General features: G+C 71.0%; 18 protein-coding genes and 1 pseudogene. 14 read left to right on the forward strand and 5 right to left on the reverse strand.

Features of this window, described 5'->3' with window-relative positions; all coding sequences use genetic code 11:
* Positions 1-86: 86 nt before the first annotated feature.
* Positions 87-2,552 (reverse strand): 5-methyltetrahydropteroyltriglutamate--homocysteine S-methyltransferase, encoded by a 2,466-nt coding sequence (gene metE, locus ACZ6QO_RS13840; RefSeq protein WP_465850620.1) that lies wholly within the window; start codon positions 2,550-2,552, stop codon positions 87-89.
* 225 nt (positions 2,553-2,777) lie between these two features.
* Between metE and ACZ6QO_RS13845 the strand changes: the two genes are divergently transcribed.
* The 4 genes from ACZ6QO_RS13845 to ACZ6QO_RS13860 all read left to right on the forward strand — a co-directional run bounded on the left by ACZ6QO_RS13845 (position 2,778) and on the right by ACZ6QO_RS13860 (position 4,797).
* Complete coding sequence (locus tag ACZ6QO_RS13845) at positions 2,778-3,677, forward strand: LysR family transcriptional regulator (RefSeq protein WP_465850622.1); 900 nt, start codon at positions 2,778-2,780, stop codon at positions 3,675-3,677.
* 112 nt (positions 3,678-3,789) lie between these two features.
* Complete coding sequence (locus ACZ6QO_RS13850; protein WP_465850623.1) at positions 3,790-4,116, forward strand: PadR family transcriptional regulator; 327 nt, start codon at positions 3,790-3,792, stop codon at positions 4,114-4,116.
* On the forward strand, positions 4,113-4,469 hold the full coding sequence (locus ACZ6QO_RS13855) for a DUF1048 domain-containing protein (RefSeq protein ID WP_465850625.1): 357 nt from the start codon (positions 4,113-4,115) through the stop codon (positions 4,467-4,469). Before ACZ6QO_RS13850 ends, ACZ6QO_RS13855 begins: the two co-directional genes overlap by 4 nt.
* Before the next feature lies 1 nt (position 4,470).
* Entirely contained in the window at positions 4,471-4,797 is a 327-nt protein-coding gene (locus ACZ6QO_RS13860) for a DUF1048 domain-containing protein (protein WP_465850627.1), read from the forward strand.
* Between the two features lie 145 nt (positions 4,798-4,942).
* Here ACZ6QO_RS13860 and ACZ6QO_RS13865 read toward each other — a convergent pair whose 3' ends face one another.
* A complete protein-coding gene (locus tag ACZ6QO_RS13865; protein WP_465850629.1) occupies positions 4,943-5,689 on the reverse strand; it encodes a dienelactone hydrolase family protein in 747 nt (248 codons plus the stop codon).
* Between the two features lie 190 nt (positions 5,690-5,879).
* On the opposite strand from ACZ6QO_RS13865, the gene ACZ6QO_RS13870 reads away from it, so the two are divergent.
* From ACZ6QO_RS13870 to ACZ6QO_RS13880, 3 genes are read left to right on the forward strand one after another with little or no spacing between them, the layout of a single operon-like run.
* On the forward strand, positions 5,880-6,488 hold the full coding sequence (locus tag ACZ6QO_RS13870) for a dihydrofolate reductase family protein (RefSeq protein WP_465850630.1): 609 nt from the start codon (positions 5,880-5,882) through the stop codon (positions 6,486-6,488).
* A gap of 53 nt (positions 6,489-6,541) precedes the next feature.
* A complete protein-coding gene (locus tag ACZ6QO_RS13875; RefSeq protein WP_465850632.1) occupies positions 6,542-6,865 on the forward strand; it encodes a YciI family protein in 324 nt (107 codons plus the stop codon).
* Positions 6,862-8,097, forward strand: a complete 1,236-nt coding sequence (locus ACZ6QO_RS13880; RefSeq protein ID WP_465850634.1) for an RNA polymerase sigma factor — start codon at positions 6,862-6,864, stop codon at positions 8,095-8,097. The genes ACZ6QO_RS13875 and ACZ6QO_RS13880 overlap by 4 nt, the downstream gene beginning before the upstream one ends.
* 282 nt (positions 8,098-8,379) lie before the next feature.
* On the opposite strand, the gene ACZ6QO_RS13885 is transcribed toward ACZ6QO_RS13880, so the two are convergent.
* Both ACZ6QO_RS13885 and ACZ6QO_RS13890 read right to left on the reverse strand, forming a co-directional pair.
* A complete protein-coding gene (locus ACZ6QO_RS13885) occupies positions 8,380-9,675 on the reverse strand; it encodes a UDP-glucose dehydrogenase family protein (RefSeq protein ID WP_465850636.1) in 1,296 nt (431 codons plus the stop codon).
* Positions 9,676-9,910: 235 nt separating this feature from the next.
* Positions 9,911-12,301: an ATP-binding cassette domain-containing protein gene (locus ACZ6QO_RS13890; RefSeq protein WP_465850638.1), complete on the reverse strand. Its 2,391-nt coding sequence runs from the start codon at positions 12,299-12,301 to the stop codon at positions 9,911-9,913.
* A gap of 423 nt (positions 12,302-12,724) precedes the next feature.
* Here ACZ6QO_RS13890 and ACZ6QO_RS13895 point away from each other — a divergent pair, with 423 nt between their 5' ends.
* Positions 12,725-13,099 carry a helix-turn-helix transcriptional regulator gene (locus ACZ6QO_RS13895; protein ID WP_465850700.1) on the forward strand — a complete coding sequence of 125 codons (375 nt, stop codon included), beginning with the start codon at positions 12,725-12,727 and terminating at the stop codon, positions 13,097-13,099.
* A 194-nt stretch (positions 13,100-13,293) separates the two neighbouring features.
* Here the strand turns inward: ACZ6QO_RS13895 and ACZ6QO_RS13900 are convergent, their stop codons facing one another.
* Positions 13,294-13,872 (reverse strand): dienelactone hydrolase family protein, encoded by a 579-nt coding sequence (locus tag ACZ6QO_RS13900; protein ID WP_465850639.1) that lies wholly within the window; start codon positions 13,870-13,872, stop codon positions 13,294-13,296.
* A gap of 1,145 nt (positions 13,873-15,017) precedes the next feature.
* Here ACZ6QO_RS13900 and ACZ6QO_RS13905 point away from each other — a divergent pair.
* From ACZ6QO_RS13905 to ACZ6QO_RS13930, 6 genes and pseudogenes are all read left to right on the forward strand, one after another.
* A pseudogene (locus ACZ6QO_RS13905) lies at positions 15,018-15,227 on the forward strand (Tn3 family transposase); the annotation flags it as partial.
* Between the two features lie 68 nt (positions 15,228-15,295).
* Positions 15,296-15,715, forward strand: a complete 420-nt coding sequence (locus ACZ6QO_RS13910) for a Tn3 family transposase (protein WP_465850641.1) — start codon at positions 15,296-15,298, stop codon at positions 15,713-15,715.
* Between the two features lie 156 nt (positions 15,716-15,871).
* Positions 15,872-16,246, forward strand: a complete 375-nt coding sequence (locus ACZ6QO_RS13915) for a GntR family transcriptional regulator (RefSeq protein ID WP_465850642.1) — start codon at positions 15,872-15,874, stop codon at positions 16,244-16,246.
* Positions 16,243-17,148, forward strand: a complete 906-nt coding sequence (locus tag ACZ6QO_RS13920) for an ABC transporter ATP-binding protein (protein ID WP_465850643.1) — start codon at positions 16,243-16,245, stop codon at positions 17,146-17,148. Before ACZ6QO_RS13915 ends, ACZ6QO_RS13920 begins: the two co-directional genes overlap by 4 nt.
* Positions 17,145-17,840 (forward strand): hypothetical protein, encoded by a 696-nt coding sequence (locus ACZ6QO_RS13925; RefSeq protein WP_465850644.1) that lies wholly within the window; start codon positions 17,145-17,147, stop codon positions 17,838-17,840. Before ACZ6QO_RS13920 ends, ACZ6QO_RS13925 begins: the two co-directional genes overlap by 4 nt.
* 113 nt (positions 17,841-17,953) lie before the next feature.
* A complete protein-coding gene (locus ACZ6QO_RS13930) occupies positions 17,954-18,160 on the forward strand; it encodes a hypothetical protein (protein ID WP_465850646.1) in 207 nt (68 codons plus the stop codon).
* The last annotated feature ends 210 nt before the right edge of the window (positions 18,161-18,370 follow it).

Raw genomic sequence — 18,370 nt, forward strand, 5'->3', positions numbered from 1 at the left:
CGCATGAGCTGACGCAGGCCTGTAAGAGGTGGGTGCGTGGGGAGGAGATGCCCGGGCGTCCTCGCGGGGACGCCCGGGCATCCCGGTCAGCCGCGAGCGGACTCCGCACCCGCACCGGCCCCGGCGGCGGCACGGGTTCGCCTGCCGGCATCCGGCGCCTGCCGTACGGCGGCGCGGACCTGGCGGGCGGCGGCGACCATGTTGGCCAGCGCGGCCTCGACCTGCTCGTAGGTGCGGGTCTTCAGCCCGCAGTCGGGGTTCACCCACACCTGGGCGGCCGGCAGCGCGCGCAGCGCCGCCTCGATGCCGTCGGCGACCTCCCGCACGTCCGGCACGCGCGGCGAATGGATGTCGTACACCCCTGGGCCCAGGCCCCGGGCGAAGGCGGCCACGGCCGGCTGCGCGAGGACGCGCCTGTGGGAGCGGGCCGACTCCACGCTGGTGACGTCGGCGTCCAGGTCGTCGACCGCCTGCAGGATCTGCTCGGCGTCGGAGTAGCACAGATGGGTGTGGATCTGGGTGTGGTCGGCCGCGCCGGAGGTGGCCCGCCGGTAGGCGCCCACGGCCCACTCCAGGTACGCCGCCCGTCCCGAGGCGCGCAGCGGCATCAACTCACGCAGGGCCGGCTCGTCGACCTGGATGATGGCCGTGCCGGCGGCCTCCAGGTCGCGCACCTCCTCGCGGACGGCGTCGGCGACCTGGGCGACGACCTGCGGCAGCGGCAGGTCGTCGCGGACGAACGACCATGCGACGATGGTGACCGGCCCGGTGAGCATGCCTTTGACCGGCCTGTCGGTCAGCGACTGGGCGTAACGGGTCCAGCGCACGGTGATCGGCTCAGGGCGCCGCACATCGCCGTGCAGGATGGGCGGCCTCGTGCAACGGGAACCATAAGACTGCACCCAGCCGTGCCGGGTGACGGCGAAGCCCTCCAGGTGCTCGGCGAAGTACTGCACCATGTCGTTGCGCTCGGGCTCGCCGTGTACCAGGACGTCAAGGCCGAGCCGCTCCTGCAGCTCGATCACCTGGCGGATCTCCCGGCGGACCCGCTCCTCGTAGTCGTGGACGCTCAGCCGCCCGGCGGCCAGCTCGGCGCGGGCGGCGCGCAGCTCCCCGGTCTGGGGGAAGGAGCCGATGGTGGTGGTCGCCAGCGGCGGCAGCCCGAGGCGGTCGGCCTGGGCGGCCTCGCGCGCCCGCGCCGGTCCCCGGACGTGCTCACCCGGCCCCGGCGCCGGCCCGGCGGGGTCCTGCGGCGAGGGGAGCACCGGGGACGCCGGCTCCGGCGCCGCATCGGCGGCCACGGCGGGCACGAGGGCGGTGGGTGCGGCCGGCGGGCCGGCGAACGCGGCGGGGGACGCGGCGGGGGACGCGGCGGGGGACGCGGGGGACGACGTGGAGGAGGTGGCGGAGGGCTCGGGTGAGACGGCGGGGGTTTCGGCGAGGAGCGCGGCCAGTTCCACCACCTCGGCGACCTTCTGCTCGGCGAACGCCAGGCGGGCGCGCAGCCGCGGGTCCAGGCCGGTCTCCCGCTCCAGGTCGTAGGGCAGGTGCAGCAGCGAGCAGGAGGTGCCTACCACCACCTGTGCGGCGTGGCCGCGCAGGGCCAGCAGCGCGGCCATCGCCCGTTCCCGGTCGGTGCGCCACACGTCGCGCCCGCCGGCCACCCCGGCCACCACGGTCTTGCCGGCCAGCTCGGGCGTGCCGCACGCGGCCCGCAGATCGGCGGCGCCGTTCACCAGGTCCAGGCCGAGCGCCTCGACCGGCGTGCCCGCCAGGACGGGCAGCGCCGCGCCCAGCTCGCCGAAGTAGGAGGCGACCATCAGCGCGGGCCGCGCCTCCAGCGAGCCGAGCCTGCGGTAGGCCTCCCCGGCGGCGTCCAGCTCGGCGGCGGTGCGGTCGGCCGCCAACGCCGGCTCGTCCAGCTGCACCCACTCCACGCCTTCGGCGGCCAGGGCGGCCAGCACCCGCTCGTAGACGGCCAGCAGGTCGCCCAGCCGGTCCAGCGGACGAAAGTCCGCCGGCGCGGACGCGTCGGGCTCCGACAGCAGCAGGAAGGTCACCGGGCCCAGCAGCACCGGCCGGGTCGCCAGCCCTAGCGCGCGGGCCTGACGCACCTCCGCCACCGGCTTGTCGCACACCGCGCGGAACACGGTGCCAGGACCGATCTCGGGGACGATGTAGTGGTAGTTGGTGTCGAACCACTTGGTCATGCGCAGCGGCGCGGTCCCTTCGGCGCCGCGCGCCATGGCGAAGCAGGTGTCCTCGGCGGACGGGCGGCGGTGGCGGCCGGGCACCGCGTCCACCATGACCGCGGTGTCCAGCACGTGGTCGTAGAAGGAGAAGGTGTTGGACGGCAGGGCTGCCAGGCCGAGCTCGGCCAGCCGCCGCCAGGTGCGCTCGCGCAGCTCGGCGCCCGTGGCGCGCAGGTCACGCAGGCCGATGTCGCCTCGCCAGTACCTCTCCAGGGCCCGTTTGAGCTCCCGGTCCGGCCCGATCCTGGGGTATCCCAGCACGGTGGAGGCGGGGAACGGCGCGGGGCGGGCGGCGGTCATGCGAACTCCCGTTGACTCGATGCGGCGGTGAATGCCCGGCATCCTGCCCGCCCCGCACACCACCGTCGCGATCGATCGATGACGCTTATAGCTGGAGGGACGGGCCGCCGCGACCGGCGCCCGCCCCGGAACGCGGCGCGCGCCGGCCTCACTGCCCGGCGTGGGCGGGGGAGCGCCAGGGGAGCGCGGGGGCGGGGCGGGTCGGGCGGCGGCCATACTGGGCCGGTGGAACCCGCACCGACGCTGCGCGAGATCGGCTGTTTCGCCCGCGTGGCCCAGACTCTCAGCTTCTCGCGAGCCGCCGCCGACCTGGGGCTTTCGCAGCCGGCGATCAGCCAGGCCGTCGGCAGGGCCGAACGCTCGCTGGGGGTGCGCCTGTTCGAGCGCACCAGCCGGGAGGTGCGCCTGTCATCCGCCGGCGCGGCACTGCTGCCCTACGCCGAGGCGCTGCTGGAAAGCGCCGCCGCCCTGCGCTCGGAAGCCGTCCGCCTGGCCGCGCCGCCCCGCCCGGTCATTCGCCTCGCTTATGCGCCGCCGGCCGGCGGGCTGGTCGCGCAGGCCGCCCGGCGCCTTGCCCGCCGCCGTCCCGCCATCGACGTCGACCTGCGCGCCGCCGGCCGGCGCGCGGCCGTCGAGGCGCTGGCCGCGGGGGAGGTGGCGGCCGCGGTGGTGAGCGCGCCGTTCCCCGCCGGGTACGCCACCGGCGCCCGGTTCAGCGTGACCGTCGCCCACCTGGCGATCCCGGCGGGCGACCCGCTGGCCGGGGCCTTGGCCGTCCGGCCCGCCCAGCTGGCCGCCTACAAGATCCTCATGCCGCGTCACCGCCCTCGCGGCGGGATGTGGGCGCAGCTGGCCGCGGCCCTGCACGGCCCACACCAGCATCACGTCGTGGGGGAGGACATCGACGACTTCGCCGCCCTACTGGACCTGGTCGCCGCGGGCATCGGCGTGCTGCCGGTGCCCCACCTGCTGGCCTCCTCGATCCGGCGGCCCGACATCGGCTTCGTCCCCCTGGAGGCGGGGCGGCTGCGCCTCACCTACGGCCTGGCATGGTCCCCCGACCGCGCCACCCCCGAACTGATGGCCCTGATCCAGACCGTCCAGGAATCACTGTGGACCCGATGACCTCTCCCCCTGCGAGGCCACCGGACCGGCTCGGCGCCGCACAGCGGTACTTAGTGGTACCGTATAGCAGTACTCGGTGGCACGAAGTACCAGGGGGTGGAGGGGAGCCGCGATGGACGATCTGACGGAGATGTTGAAGGGCACGCTCGAAGGCTGCGTGCTCGAGATCATCGGCGGCGAGGAGACCTACGGATACGCCATCACGCGCCGGCTGAACGAACTCGGCTTCGCCGACGTCATCGAAGGGACGGTGTACACCATCTTGCTGCGGCTGGAGAGGAACGGGCTCGTCCAGGTGACCAGACGGCCGTCCGAGGTGGGCCCGCCGCGCAAGTTCTACGTGCTCAACGACGCCGGGCGCAAGGAACTGGCGAAGTTCTGGGCGAAGTGGCAATACGTCTCCTCACGCATCGACAAGCTCAAGGAGGGCGGCGGATGAGCTTCTGGGAGACCATCACCGGCAGCGATCTCACCAGGGAATGGAAGGCGTTCGAAGCCCGGGCGCAGGCGCTGCCCGCCGACCACCAGGCGGCGTGGGCACAGATCAAGGGCCACCTGTTCCCCTACGCGGGCTTCACGGGCCGCAACCTGACGCCGATCGTCGACGCCGCCCTGGGCCTGCTCGAAGAGGCATCGGCGGACGGGCACAGCGCCCGCGAGGTCCTCGGCGACGACATCGCGGGCTTCTGCACGGCGCTGGCCGGCGGAGCCGGGGCCCGGACCTATCGCGACCGGTGGCGCGAGCAGTTGAACAGGAACGTCGCGAGGAAACTGGGCCGGCTGGGAGGCTGACGTGGGCATCCAGGACATCATCGAGGGCAAGAAGCAGTGGCGCGCGCACACGGCCCGGGTCAAGGCGCTCCCGCCGGACTACCAGATCGTCTACAAGGAGATGCAGAGGTACCTGTTCAAAGTCGGGCCGATCGACCTGCCCGACGGCAACCTGCTCGCCGGAATCGTCGACTTCTTCGAGCAGGGCGCCGCCGACGGCAAGGGAGTTTTGGAACTCATCGGCGACGACGTCGCCGCCTTCTGCGACGACCTGGTCAAAGACTCGCGCACCTACGCCGACGCCTTCCAGGACTCGATCAGCGGGAAACCCCGCACGGCAGAGAAGTGACACGCCTCCTCATCACGCACCGGCCACCGACCACCCATGAAGCCGAGGTCAGAACGCAGGGCCGGCCACGTGAACCCCTGCGACCGGTTCGGCTGGACATGGACACCGGCCCGACCACCTGCGGGCATGTGTGGGGCGCCGGTGGTCAGAAGCCGCTCAGGTGCCGGGCGAAGAATCGGATCGAGCTGTCGATTTCGAAAGGCGGGACGTGGAAGTGGCCGCCGGGGTTGGCGTGCAGGGTCTTCTCGGTGGAGCCGAGCGCGTCGAACAGTTTCATGACCGAGTCCCGCGGTTCGCCTTCATCGTCCCACTGCAGTACGAACTCGACCGGGATCGTGATCCGCGCCGCGGTGCCGATGAGCCGGTCGCTTCCGACGAGGCCCAGGACCGCGGCGGTGATCCGGGGCTCGGCCGCGACCAGGCGGATGCCCATCTCGCCGCCCTGGGACAGGCCGTAGTACCCGACGGGCCGGCCGCCGCCGACGCAGGGCAGGTTCTGGAGCGCGTCCAGAGTGGTCCGCCAGTCGGGGATGAGCTGTGCCGCCACGGTGTCGTTGAGGGCGGGCCACTCCGGGCCGGACCGGAAGGGCTCGCCCGCGGCCTCCCGTCCCTGGATGAGCGCGACGAGCCGCCGGATCTGCGGGTGCTCCGGCCGGTCGCCGGTGCCCGGTGCGTCGATCGCGGCGACCGCGAAGCCGCAGGAGGTGACATAGGGCAACGCCCGGGAGACGACCTCCCATCCCTTCTTGTGCGACCCGCCGCCATGCCCGATCAGGACCAGCGGGCGGGGACCGGTGGCCTCGGCGGGCGTCCAGAGCACCCCGGGGATGTCTCCGATGGCGAACAGTCGCTCACGGACGCCGTCGGCGCACGTTTCCGAGGTGATGCGCATGACGGTATTGAAACGGCCTTCCCGCTGACGCGCGAGCCGATTATCTGCCCGCCATCAACCGGCTGCCAAAAGTACATCCGCAGGGGCATCGGCAGAAATCCGGGAGGGGGTGTCGGATCGGAGCGGCGGCGTTCGTAGCAGGGGTGAGGCCGCCCACGAGGGACGGCGCCGAGGCGAAGGAACCGCGATCATGAAGCTGACGACCATGACCCAGATCACCATCGACGGAGTGGTCCAGGGAAACGGCGGCGCGTCGGATGAGGACCGCAGCAACGGATTCGAACGCGGCGGATGGGCCCTGGGAGCGGGTGACGACGACACCAGGACGTTCATCACACAGACCTACCAGCGCGCCGAGGCGTTCCTGTTCGGCCGGCGCACCTACGAGTTGTTCACCTCCTGGGAGTCGATCGGCCGCACGCACGCGCATCCGATCGGCGTGGCCCTGAACGAAGCCCCCAAGTACGTCGCCTCGACCACGCTCACCGCGCCGCGCTGGGAGGGCACGACCGTGCTGCGCGGCGACCTCGCGGCGGCCATCGGCGAACTGAAGGCCAAGCCCGGGGGTGAACTGCAGGTACACGGCAGCGGCGCCCTGACCCGGTGGCTGCTGCGAAACGACCTGGTCGACGAGATGACTCTGATCGTGATCCCGGTGATCCTCGGCCAGGGCGCGAGACTGTTCCCGCCGACCGGTCCAGACCTCGCGCTCGACCTGGTCGAGTCGCGGGCCGACTCCAAGGGCGTGGCGACCCAGGTCTACCGGCCCGCCGGGCGCCCGCGATACGCCACGGCATGAAGCCCTCGACCACCCGGCCACGCCGGTCCGACACCACAGGAGATGATCTTCCAATGCGGTACCTGGTTTCCGTGATCGACGACAAGAGCGAGCCCGGCCGCACCGACAGGCAACCCGCCATCAGCGCGTTCAACGAACGACTGATCGCCGAAGGCCACTGGGTCTTCTCGGGCGGACTCGCCGACCCCGACGCGGCCACGGTCGTCGACAACCGGGGCGAGCAGGCGGTCATCAGCGACGGGCCTTTCGTGGAGTCGAAGGAGTACCTCGCCGGCGTCTGGGTGTGGGAGGCCCCCGATCTGGACGTGGCCCTCGAACTCGCCGCCGAGGCGTCGCAGATCTGCGATCGGAAGATCGAGGTGCGGCCGTTCCAGTGAGCGACGCCGAGGAAGCGATGACCCGCGCCCACCACGACCAGTGGGCGCGGGTGGTGGCCGCCCTGACCAGGCGCTTCGGTGACCTCGGCATCGCCGAGGAGGCGACGGCCGAGGCGTTCGCGACCGCCGTGGAACGGTGGCGGGCCGACGGCGTTCCCCCCAACCCGGGCGCATGGCTCACCACCACCGCCGTCCGCAAGGCCATCGACCGGATCCGGCGCGAGAACAAACGCGACGACAAGCACAAGGAGGCTCAGGTGCTGTACGACACCACCCCACCCGAGCCGCCGGGCGCCATCGACGACGACCGGCTCCGGCTGATCTTCACCTGCTGTCACCCGGCCCTGGCGGTGGAAGCACGCGTGGCGTTGACGCTGCGCATGGTCGGCGGCCTCACCGTGCCCGAGATCGCCCGCGCCTTCCTGGTGCGGAGGACCACCATGGAACAGCGCATCACCCGCGCCAAGGCCAAGATCAAGGCGGCCCGCATCCCCTACCGGATGCCGTCCGCCGACGACCTGCCGGCTCGCCTCTCCGGCGTCCTGGCCGTCCTGTTCCTCGTCTTCAACGAGGGCTACCTGGCCAGCGGCCCGGGCACCGATCCCGTACGGCACGAGCTGACCACCGAGGCGATCCGGCTCACCCGCCTGATCCGCGCGCTCCTGCCGCAGGACGGAGAAACAGCCGGCCTGCTGGCGCTGATGCTGCTCATCGAGGCCCGCCGCCCCGCCCGCGTCTCGGCCGGCGGCGAACTGGTCGCGCTCGACGAGCAGGACCGCGGCGCCTGGGACGCGCACCTGATCGCCGAAGGCCATCGGCTGGTGCGCGAGCGCCTGGCCGCCGCCGCTGCCGGGGCGGCTCCGGGGCGCTATCAGATCCTCGCCGCGATCAACGCGGTGCACACCTCCGCCCGCGACATCCGCGACACCGACTGGTCGCAGATCCTGGCCCTCTACGACCAGCTCGTCCGCCTGGACCCCTCGCCGGTCATCGCCCTCAACCGGGCCATCGCCGTGGCCGAACTCGACGGGCCGGAGGTGGCACTGGCCATCGTCGACCGCCTCGCCGAGGCGTTGGCCGGCTACCACGCCTACCACGCCACCCGCGCCGACCTGCTGCGCCGGCTGGGCCGAAGTCAGCAGTCACGCGCGGCCTACGACCGGGCCATCGAGCTGGCCGGCAACACCGGCGAGACCGCCTACCTCACCCGCCGCCGCGACCAACTGCGGTAACCCTCGCGCACGTGATCCAGCGATGAAAGCCGACACGGAACGCCGCACCAGCGCGACCGCAGCGATTCGCCGGGTCCCCACCGTAGGACGGCGCCGGCATTCGCCGTCCGCCGACCCGCCGACGCGGCGCCGGTGGGAATCCTCATCGGAGGTGGAAGCGCCCCGGCGGCGCAGGCGGGTCGAACCGCTGCCAAGGGGACGGTGGGCGGGCTTGGCCGAGAATGTGAGTCGGATGGGTGGGGCCGTTTGAGGCCGTTCGGCATTTCGGCGGTACGCGGCGGGTTACGGACGCCCGACGCTGAGGTAGGTGAAGCCGAGCGTCCGCATCGTGGCCGGGTCCAGCAGGTTGCGGCCGTCATAGAGCACCGGCCGCCGCATGGCCGAGGCGAGGTGCGCCCAGTCGACCTGGAGAAGCTGCGGCCACTCGGTGACCACGATCGCCGCGTCCGCGCCGTTCGCCGCCAGTTCCGGGCTGGCGTGCCGGCTGGTCGACGTCCACGGCTCGGCCTCGGCCGGGCGCGCCATCGGATCCCAGCAGCGAACTTCAGCGCCCTCGGCCAGCAACCGCGCCGCAAGCACCGCGCTCGGCGCTTCGCGCATGTCGTCGGTTCCCGGCTTGAACGTCAGCCCGAGCAGCGCCACCCGGGCGCCCGCCAGCGTGCCCAGTACGTCCTTGAGCTTCTGAATCGCCCGGCGTTTCTGCAGGTTGTTGACCTCGATCACCGCGGAGAGCAGTTGCAGGTGGTAGCCGGTGTTGCTGGCCAGTTGCCGCAGCGCCTCGGAGTCCTTGGGGAAGCAGGAGCCGCCCCAGCCGATCCCGGGACGCAGGAAGTGCCGGCCGAGACGGTGGTCCAGGCCGACGGCGTGCGCGACGTGCTCGACGTCGGCGCCGGTCTTCTCACACAGCGTGGCGATCTCGTTGATGAAGCTGATCTTCGTGGCGAGGAGGGCGTTGGAGGCGAGCTTCACCATCTCGGCGGACCGCACGTCCATCACGACGATCGGCCCGTCCACGCCCTCGTGCAGCTCCGAGATCAGGCGGGCGGTCGCCTCATCGGACGCACCCACGATGATGCGGTCGGGGTGGAGGAAGTCGCCGACCGCCGTGCCCTCGGCGGTGAACTCCGGGTTGGACGCGTACCCGACGTGCCCGAGACCGGCGGCGTCCAGCGCGGCCCGCACACGCGTGCCCGTGCCCACCGGCACGGTCGACTTCATCACCACCGCCCGCAGCCGCGCCGCGCTCTCCAGGGACCGCACGACCGACCACACACGGGAAAGGTCCGCGTCGCCGGAGGCCGACGGCGGGGTGTCCACGCACACGTAGGCGATATCGGCGCCGTCCAGGGCCTGCTGAGCATCCAGGGTGAATGCCAGGCGCTCCTTGTTCCGGGTGATCATGTCGCCCAGTCCGGGCTCGTAGATCGGCACCTCACCGGATCGCAGCAACCGGATCTTCTCGGCGTCGATGTCCCGGATCACCACTCGGTGACCAAGCTCGGCCAGGCAGGCGCCGGTCACCAGCCCGATGTAGCCGGCGCCGAATACAGCGACCTGCCGCTCCGGCTTGTCCACCATGACCGGCCCTCCATTCTCATGCGATCGAACCTCACTCCGAACCACCACGTGAAGCAGTGGTGTCCAGGTCCGAAGGAATGCCCACCCTAGCCCGCCCCGCGCCCACCTCACGCCACCAGATCGTCCGCACCGGCAGGGTGTGACGACGGCCGTCGCCGGCCGCTGGGAGCGCGACGTCCCCGGTGACCTGCCCGTACGCCGAGGGGCCGCCGTCACGGCGTCCGCGAGGTGGACATCAGGCGCCGACGTAGGCCGCCAGGTGCTCGCCGGTGATGGTGGAGCGGGCGGCGACCAGGTCGGCGGGAGTGCCCTCGAAGACGACGCGGCCGCCGTCGTGGCCGGCGCCCGGGCCGAGGTCGATGATCCAGTCGGCGTGTGCCATGACCGCCTGGTGGTGCTCGACGACGATGACCGACTTGCCGGAGTCGACCAGCCGGTCGAGCAGGCCGAGCAGCTGCTCGACGTCGGCCAGGTGCAGGCCGGTGGTCGGCTCGTCCAGGACGTACACCCCGCCCTTGTCGGCCATGTGGGTGGCCAGCTTGAGCCGCTGCCGCTCGCCGCCGGACAGCGTGGTGAGCGGCTGGCCGAGGCTGAGGTAGCCGAGCCCGACGTCGGCGAGCCGGTCGAGGATCGCATGCGCGGCCGGCGTGCGCGCCGGGCCGTCGCCGAAGAACTCGCGGGCCTCGGCCACCGGCATCGCGAGCACCTCGCTGATGTCCCGGCCGCCGAGGCGGTGCTCCAGCACCGAAGCCTGGAACCGCTTGCCCTCGCACTCCTCGCAGGTGGTGGCGACGCCCGCCATCATCGCCAGGTCGGTGTAGACGACGCCGGCGCCGTTGCAGTTGGGGCAGGCCCCCTCGGAGTTGGCGCTGAACAACGCCGGCTTGACGCCGTTGGCCTTGGCGAACGCCTTGCGGATCGGGTCGAGCAACCCGGTGTAGGTCGCCGGGTTGCTCCGCCGCGAACCGCGGATCGGAGCCTGGTCGATCGACACCACACCGGCCCCCGCGGGAATCGACCCGTGCACCAGCGAGCTCTTGCCGGAACCGGCGACCCCGGTGACCACGACCAGAACCCCGAGCGGGATGTCGACGTCGACCTCGCGCAGGTTGTGCGTCGTCGCGCCGCGGATCTCCAGCGCGCCGGTGGGCTTGCGCGCCGTCGCCTTCAAAGCGGCCCGGTCGTCGAAATGGCGGCCGGTGATGGTGTCACTGGCCCGCAGCCCCTCGACGGTGCCCTCGAAACAGACGGCGCCCCCCGCCGTACCGGCGCCGGGACCGAGGTCGACGACGTGGTCGGCGATCACGATCGTCTCCGGTTTGTGCTCCACGACGAGCACCGTGTTGCCCTTGTCCCGCAGCCGCAGCAGCAGCTCGTTCATCCGCTCGATGTCGTGCGGGTGCAGCCCGGCGGTCGGCTCGTCGAAGACGTAGGTGACGTCGGTCAGCGAGGAACCGAGATGGCGGATCATCTTGACCCGCTGCGCCTCGCCTCCCGACAGCGTGCCCGACGGCCGGTCGAGCGACAGATAGCCCAGCCCGATCTCCACGAACGAGTCGAGGGTCCGCGACAGCGTCGCGAGCAGCGGCGCCACCGACGGCTCCTCCAGGCCCCGGACCCAGCCGGCCAGGTCGCTGATCTGCATCGCGCAGGCGTCGGCGATGTTGATCCCGCCGATGCGCGAGGAACGGGCCGCCTCACTGAGCCGGGTGCCGCCGCAGTCGGGGCAGGTGGTGAAGGTGACCGCCCGGTCCACGAACGCCCGGACGTGCGGCTGCATCGCCTCGCGGTCCTTGGCCAGGAACGACTTGCGGATCTTGGGGATCAGCCCCTCGTAGGTGAGGTTGACGCCGTCGACCTTCACTTTGGTCGGCTCCTTGTGGAGCAGGTCGTTCAGCTCCCTCTTGGTGAACCGGCGGATCGGCTTGTCGGGGTCGAAGAAGCCGCAGCCGGAGAAGATGCGCCCGTACCAGCCGTCCATGCTGTAGCCGGGGATCGTGATCGCGCCCTCGTTGAGCGACTTGGCGTCGTCGTAGAGCGCGGAGAGGTCGAAATCGGTGACCGAGCCCCGTCCCTCGCAGCGCGGGCACATGCCGCCCGTGACGCTGAAGCTGCGGCGCTCCTTCACCGTCCGCCCGGCGCGCTCCATCGCGACCGCGCCCGTCCCGCTGATCGAGGCGACGTTGAAGGAGAACGCCTGCGGCGAGCCGATGTGGGGCTTGCCCAGCCGGCTGAACAGGATGCGCAGCATCGCGTTGGCGTCGGTGGCGGTGCCGACCGTGGAGCGGACGTCGGCGCCCATCCGCTGCTGGTCGACGATGATGGCGGTCGTCAGCCCGTCGAGGACGTCGACCTCGGGCCGCGCCAGCGTCGGCATGAAACCCTGCACGAAGGTGCTGTAGGTCTCGTTGATCAGCCGCTGCGACTCGGCGGCGATCGTGCCGAACACCAAAGAGCTCTTGCCCGAGCCGGAGACACCGGTGAACACCGTCAGCCGGCGCTTGGGGATCTCGACGCTGACATCCTTGAGATTGTTCACACGCGCGCCGTGCACGCGGATCAGATCGTGGCTGTCGGCATCGTGCGGCGCGGGCGACCGCGTGCCCGTCCTGGTGGCCATGCTCATCGTCTCTCCATCTGTCAGGCGGGCCGCCTTCACGCTATCCGTCGGTGTCGCCCGGCTCGAACTGACCAATTTGTAGAAGTATGTCGGTTTTTCTGGCGTCGGCGTGGTCAACCCGCACCGCCCCCGGCCCGCCCGGCCGGCGGAACCGGCCACGGTGACGCGACACCCGGCGGCCGGCACCACCCAGGCCCCCGACCCGCGAACACGCCGAACGGGGAAGCGGGGGAGCGGCGCTCACCGATCTTGAAGCAACCGCACGACACCACGCTAGCCACGGCCCGCCCACCTTCGCTTCTCCATTCCTGACCAGTCCGGAGACCGGCACGCCACCACTCCGACCGGCCACGGCCGCTGTGGCACACTGGGCAGGTGAAACGGCAAGACCTCGACGACCTCGTCCGGCTGCGGCGCGCCCGCGACCGGATGGACCGCGACTACGCCGAACCCCTCGACGTCCCGGCACTGGCACGCGACGCCCTGATGTCCCCCGGCCACTTCTCCCGCAGCTTCCGCGCCGCCTACGGCGAAACGCCGTACAGCTACCTGATGACCCGCCGCATCGAACGCGCCAAAGCGCTGCTGCGGCGCGGCGACCTCACCGTGACCGACGTCTGCTTCGCGGTCGGGTGCACATCCCTGGGCTCGTTCAGCTCGCGCTTCACCGAACTCGTCGGCGAGACCCCGAGCTCCTACCGCGCCCGTGAACACGACCATGGCGCCGCCATCCCGGCATGCGTCACCAAAATCCACACCCGGCCGATCAGAAACGGACAACCCAGCCCCGCCGTCCGCCTCTAACCCGGGACGGCATCGGCCACCAGGCCCCCAGCCGTGGCGACGCAGGACAGGCGGAGCGATCCTGGCACGTAAAACCGCCCAGGACCGGGCCGCCGCAGAGCGGGGCCGCCCACCCGGCCGCACCCTCTGCGACATCCACGAACCGCATCCACGAACCGCACGCCGGTCACCGCCGCGCCCGCCCACGCGGCCGGCTACCCCACACGGTCGAGGAAGGCGAGCACACGTTCGGTCAGCAGCGCCGCGGCGCCCTCGTCGAAGTCGGGCAGACTGCGGTCGGCGAACAGATGCTGATCGCCCGGATAGAGGAACAACTCGGCGTCGGCGCTCGCCGCGACCAGGGCACGAGCCGCCTCAACGTCACCCTCGTCGACAAAGGACGGGTCGGCGTCCATGCTGTGGATCTGGACCGGCACCCCCGCCGGCCACGCGTCGCCGAACTCCGAGACCGGAATGCACGAGTGGAGCAGCAGCGCCCCCTTGGCGCCCGCCCGCGTCTGAGCCAGCATCTGCGCCGGCACCACCCCGAGAGAGAACCCGGCATAGACCACCCCCGCGGGCAGCCCGGCGGCCGCGGCCTGCCCGCGCTTGATGATCACGTCGAAGCCCGTCTTGTGCGCGAACGCCACCCCCTCGCTGCGATCGCCGAACACGCGCCCCTCATACAGGTCGGGCACGTGAACGGTGTGACCCGCCCGCCTGAGCACCTCCGCGAACTCGCCGACCCCAGAGGTCAGCCCCTGCGCGTGATGGAACAGCAACACCTCGGCCATATCGCTCCCGCCCTTCTGTCAGGCGGCGCCCGGGCGGCCCCGCCCCACCGAGTATCACCGGCGGCACCGACATTTCCGCTGGACGGATCTCTCGGATCGTGGCCTCGGCCCTGCACAACGCGGAGGTCGCCTGGTCGGTGCGGATCGCCTCCCGGTTGAGTCCCGAGACCACGCGGCGGATCTACGCGCTGGTCGGCATCGAAGATGCGAGCCGCGCGGTGAACGAGGGGGCCGGTGACCGTCAGGAACCTATGAGTGAGGCACCTGCCGAGGACGATGACGACGTCGACTCCGGCCTCCTGGCGTTGATCAAGTCCGCGCCGGGCAACGTGAGCCTGGAGTCGATGATGACCGAGATCCGCAAGCTGGCGGCGGCGCGCTCGATCGAGCTGCCGCCCGGGTTGTTCGCCGACGTGGCGCCCAAGGCGCTGGCCGCTTGGCGGGCCCGGGCGGCGGTGGAAGCGCCCTCGCACATGCGCACGCATCCGCGCGAGCTGACGGTGCTGCTGCTGGCGGCGCTGGTCCAGGAGCGGGAGCGGGAGATCACCGACGCGCTGGTGGAGCTGATGATCGCCACCGTGCATCGGATCAAGGCGCGGGCCGACAGCACGGTGACCAAGGAGCTGATCAACGCGTTCAAGCGGGTGACCGGGAAGGAGAACATCCTGTTCAAGGTCGCCGACGCCGCGCTCGGCCGGCCCGACGATTCGGTCCGCCAGGTCATCTTCCCGGCTGTCAGTGGTGGTGAGCAGACGCTGCGGGATCTGGTGCACGAGTTCAAGACCAAGGGCCCGGCCTACCGGACCACGGTGCAGACCACGCTGCGCGCCTCCTACACCAACCACTACCGGCGCGGCCTGATCGCGCTGCTGGACATCCTGGAGTTCAAGAGCACCAACACCGCCTTCCAGCCGGTGATCGAGGCGCTGAAGTTGATCCGCCGCATCGCCGAGTTGAAGGCCGAGATGCGCGCCGAGCTGGAGTCGCTCGACACCACGCTGCCGAAGCTGGACTGGCTGGCGATCTCCGAACGTAAGTCCGGCGCGATCAAGCTGACGAAGCTCGGCCCGGCGGATGAGCCGCGGAACCTGCGCAAGATCAAGAACGAGGTGGGCCGGCACTGGGGATCGGTCCCGCTGATCGACATGCTCAAGGAGGCGGTGCTGCGCACCGGCTGCCTGAAGGCGGTCACCTCGGTGGTGGGCGGCTCCAGCCTCAAGCCCGAGGTGCTGGCCGAGCGGCTGATGCTCGCGATCTTCGGGTACGGCACCAACACCGGGATCCGGGCCGTGGCCTCCGGTGGCCACGCCCACAGCGAAGACGATATCCGCTACGTCCGGCGCCGCTATCTGACCCCGCAGGTCGCCACCGACATCGCGATCGCGATTTCACCGAGTCCGCCTCCCATCCCACCTACCAGGCCATGCTGGAGGTCGGCCGGGCGCAGAAGACCATCTTCGTCGCCCGCTATCTGCGCCTGCGCGAGCTCCAGCGAGAGATCCAGGAAGGGCTCAACGTGGTGGAGTCCTCCAACGGAGCGAACTCGGTCATCTTCTACGGCAAGGGCGGCGACATCGCCACCAACCGGCGCGAGGAGCTAGAGATGAGCGTGTTGTGCCTGCGCATCCTGCAGGCCGCGCCCGTGTACATCAACACCCTGATGCTCCAAGATGTCCTGGCTGACCCCGAATGGGCCACCATGCTCAAACCCGCCGACCAGCGCGGGCTGACCCCGCTGCTCTGGCAGCATGTCCAGCCCTACGGCGAGGTACGGCTGGATGTGGCCAAGCGCCTTTCGCTCGGCGGCGCTGCGCAAGCTCCGGAGGCGGGCAACCCGGACTAGCTTCATGATCGTGGTAGGGCGTGCGCGCCCCTGGGAAACGGGTCCCGGCGCCGCCGCCGGCCGAGGTCGCGGAACGCCCGGCTGCTTGACAGCCGCGGCGCAAGGTTACATGGTTAGCTACACATGTAGCTAACCAGTTGGGCGGCTAAGCCAACGATGGACGACGACCGACCGATCTTCCTTCAGATCGCCGAGCTGATCGAGAACTCGATCATCGACGGGTCGCTGGCGGAGGAGGCCCAGGTCCCGTCCACCAACGAGCTTGCCGCCTTTCACCGGATCAACCCGGCCACCGCGGCCAAGGGCGTCAACCAACTCGTGTCGGAGGGAACGCTCTACAAGCGACGCGGCATCGGCATGTTCGTCGCCGGTGGCGCCCGGGCCAGGCTGCGCGAGCGGCGACGGGAACGGTTCGCCGAACAGTACGTGGAACCCCTGCTCGCCGAGGCGCGCAAGCTCGGCATCGGCCACCACGAGCTGATGAAGATGATCGATTCATTCGGTGCGGTTGTCGGGAGGGACCTGGGATGACGGCGGTGGTAACCGCACACGGGGTGACCAAGCGCTTTGGTGACGTCACGGCGCTCGACGACGTGAGCTTCGCGCTGGCCGAGCACACGATCTACGGCCTGCTCGGGCGCAACGGGGCGGGCAAGACCACCCTGATGCAGATCCTCACCGGGCAGGCGTTCGCGTCGTCGGGGAAGGTGTCGGTCTTCGACGCGCCACCGGTGGAGAACCGGGCCGTCCTGTCGAAGGTCTGTTTCGTCCGGGAGAGTCAGCGCTACCCCCACTTCTACACCGTGCGCCACGTCTTTCGCACCGCACGCCGGCTGTTTGCGAACTGGGACGACACGTTCGCGCACGGCCTCGCCGCGGACTTCCAGCTACCGGCCGGGCGGCTGGTCCGCAGGCTCTCGCGGGGCATGCTGTCGGCCCTCGGCGTGACCGTCGGGCTGGCCGCGCGGGCGCCTCTGACGTTCTTCGACGAGCCGTACCTCGGGCTCGACGCCGCCGCCCGGCAGCTTTTCTACGACCGCCTGCTCGCCGACTACGCCGGGCATCCCCGCACCGTGGTGCTGTCCACCCATCTCATCGACGAGGTGAGCGATCTGGTCGAGCGGGTGCTGCTCATCGACCATGGCCGGCTGCTGCTCGATGAGGACGCCGACGACCTGCGCGGGCAGGCGGTGGCGGCCACCGGTCGGGCGGAGGCCGTGGACGGGTTCGCGGCCGGACGCACCGAGTTGCACCGCGAGCAGTCGAGCGGCCTGGTCCGGTCGACCATCCTCGGTGGGCTCGGACCGCACGCGAAGGCGCACGCGCAGACGCTCAACGTCGAGCTGGAGCCGCTGTCGTTGCAGCAACTCGTGGTCCGCCTGACCGCACCGCCGACGACAACGGCGCCGGCGGACCGGGAGGCCGCCCGATGAACCGCATCCGTCAGGTAGCCCGCCTCCAGATGCCGGCCTGGCCGCAGATCCTGGGCTGGACGTGGAGCATGACGGCAGTCACGTTCGGCATCAACCTGTTGACCTTCATGGCGAACTACGACCCGGGCGACGGCGTGACGACCACCGGCGGCCTGGTCGGCCTATACGGCATGGCGATCGGGATGGCCGCCGTCTCGGTCACTCAGATCTTCCCGTACGCGCTGGGCATGAGCGTGACCCGCCGGGAGTTCTACCTGGCCTGGTCGCTGCTCGCGGTCGTCCAGTCGGTGGTCTACGCGCTGGTGCTCTGCCTGCTGCGCGCCGTGGAACAGGCCACCGGCTACTGGGGGATGGGGATGCGCTTCTTCGGCCTGCCGTTCATGGATGACGCCAGCCCGGTGCTGCTCCTGCTCGGGTACGCGGTACCCACGCTGGTCGTGACCCACCTCGGGATCCTGCTCGGCACGTTGCACCTGCGCTGGGGCACCACCGGCGTCCTCGCCAGCTTCACCCTGGCCTTCACAGCGCTCGGGCTGGCCGCCGCGCTGATCACGTGGACCCGGCAATGGCACGCGATCGGCAGCTGGTTGCTCGACCAGTCCCCCGCGGCGCTGCTCGCCGGCTGGCCGGTCCTGGTGGCCGCCGCGTTCGCGGTCGGCGGGCACACGCTCCTCCGCCGTGCCACGGCGTAGCCGCGGCGGGCGCACGACCGCTCCGCACCACCGGACAACGCCAACGCCAACATCCGCCGTGGTGGGCCGCCAGATTGTCAGCCCTGTCCGCCCGCGTCCTTAGGAGAGATGCAATGACGAGCAACAACACGCCCCCGCCCGCAGGTCTCGGGATCTGGGCAAATCTCGGGATCTGGATCGCCTTCGGCGCTGCCTTCGGCCTCCTCGTCGCGGGTCTTTTCGACAACGTCGCTCTCGGCATCGCGCTAGGTCCGGCCCTGGGTGTGGCCGTCTGGGCCGTCTTCATCGCGCCGCGAAGGAATGGCCGCCGCGATTCCTGAGCGTCGCGCCCGAGTATCGGCTACGGGGTCGTAGGCGCCACCGGGGAGCCCAGGAAGCAACGCAACGGCGCCGGCGATGGTGGCCGCGTCAGATGATCGCGCCCCGGCGGGCCGAGATCTGGTGGCGGTTGAGTTGGATCAGCAGCCGGCGCGGAGCGCGCCACCACCATGGCGATGTGGTATCGGTACAGCTTGGTCGAACCGACGCCA

Source organism: Sphaerisporangium sp. NPDC049457, from assembly GCF_055586705.1.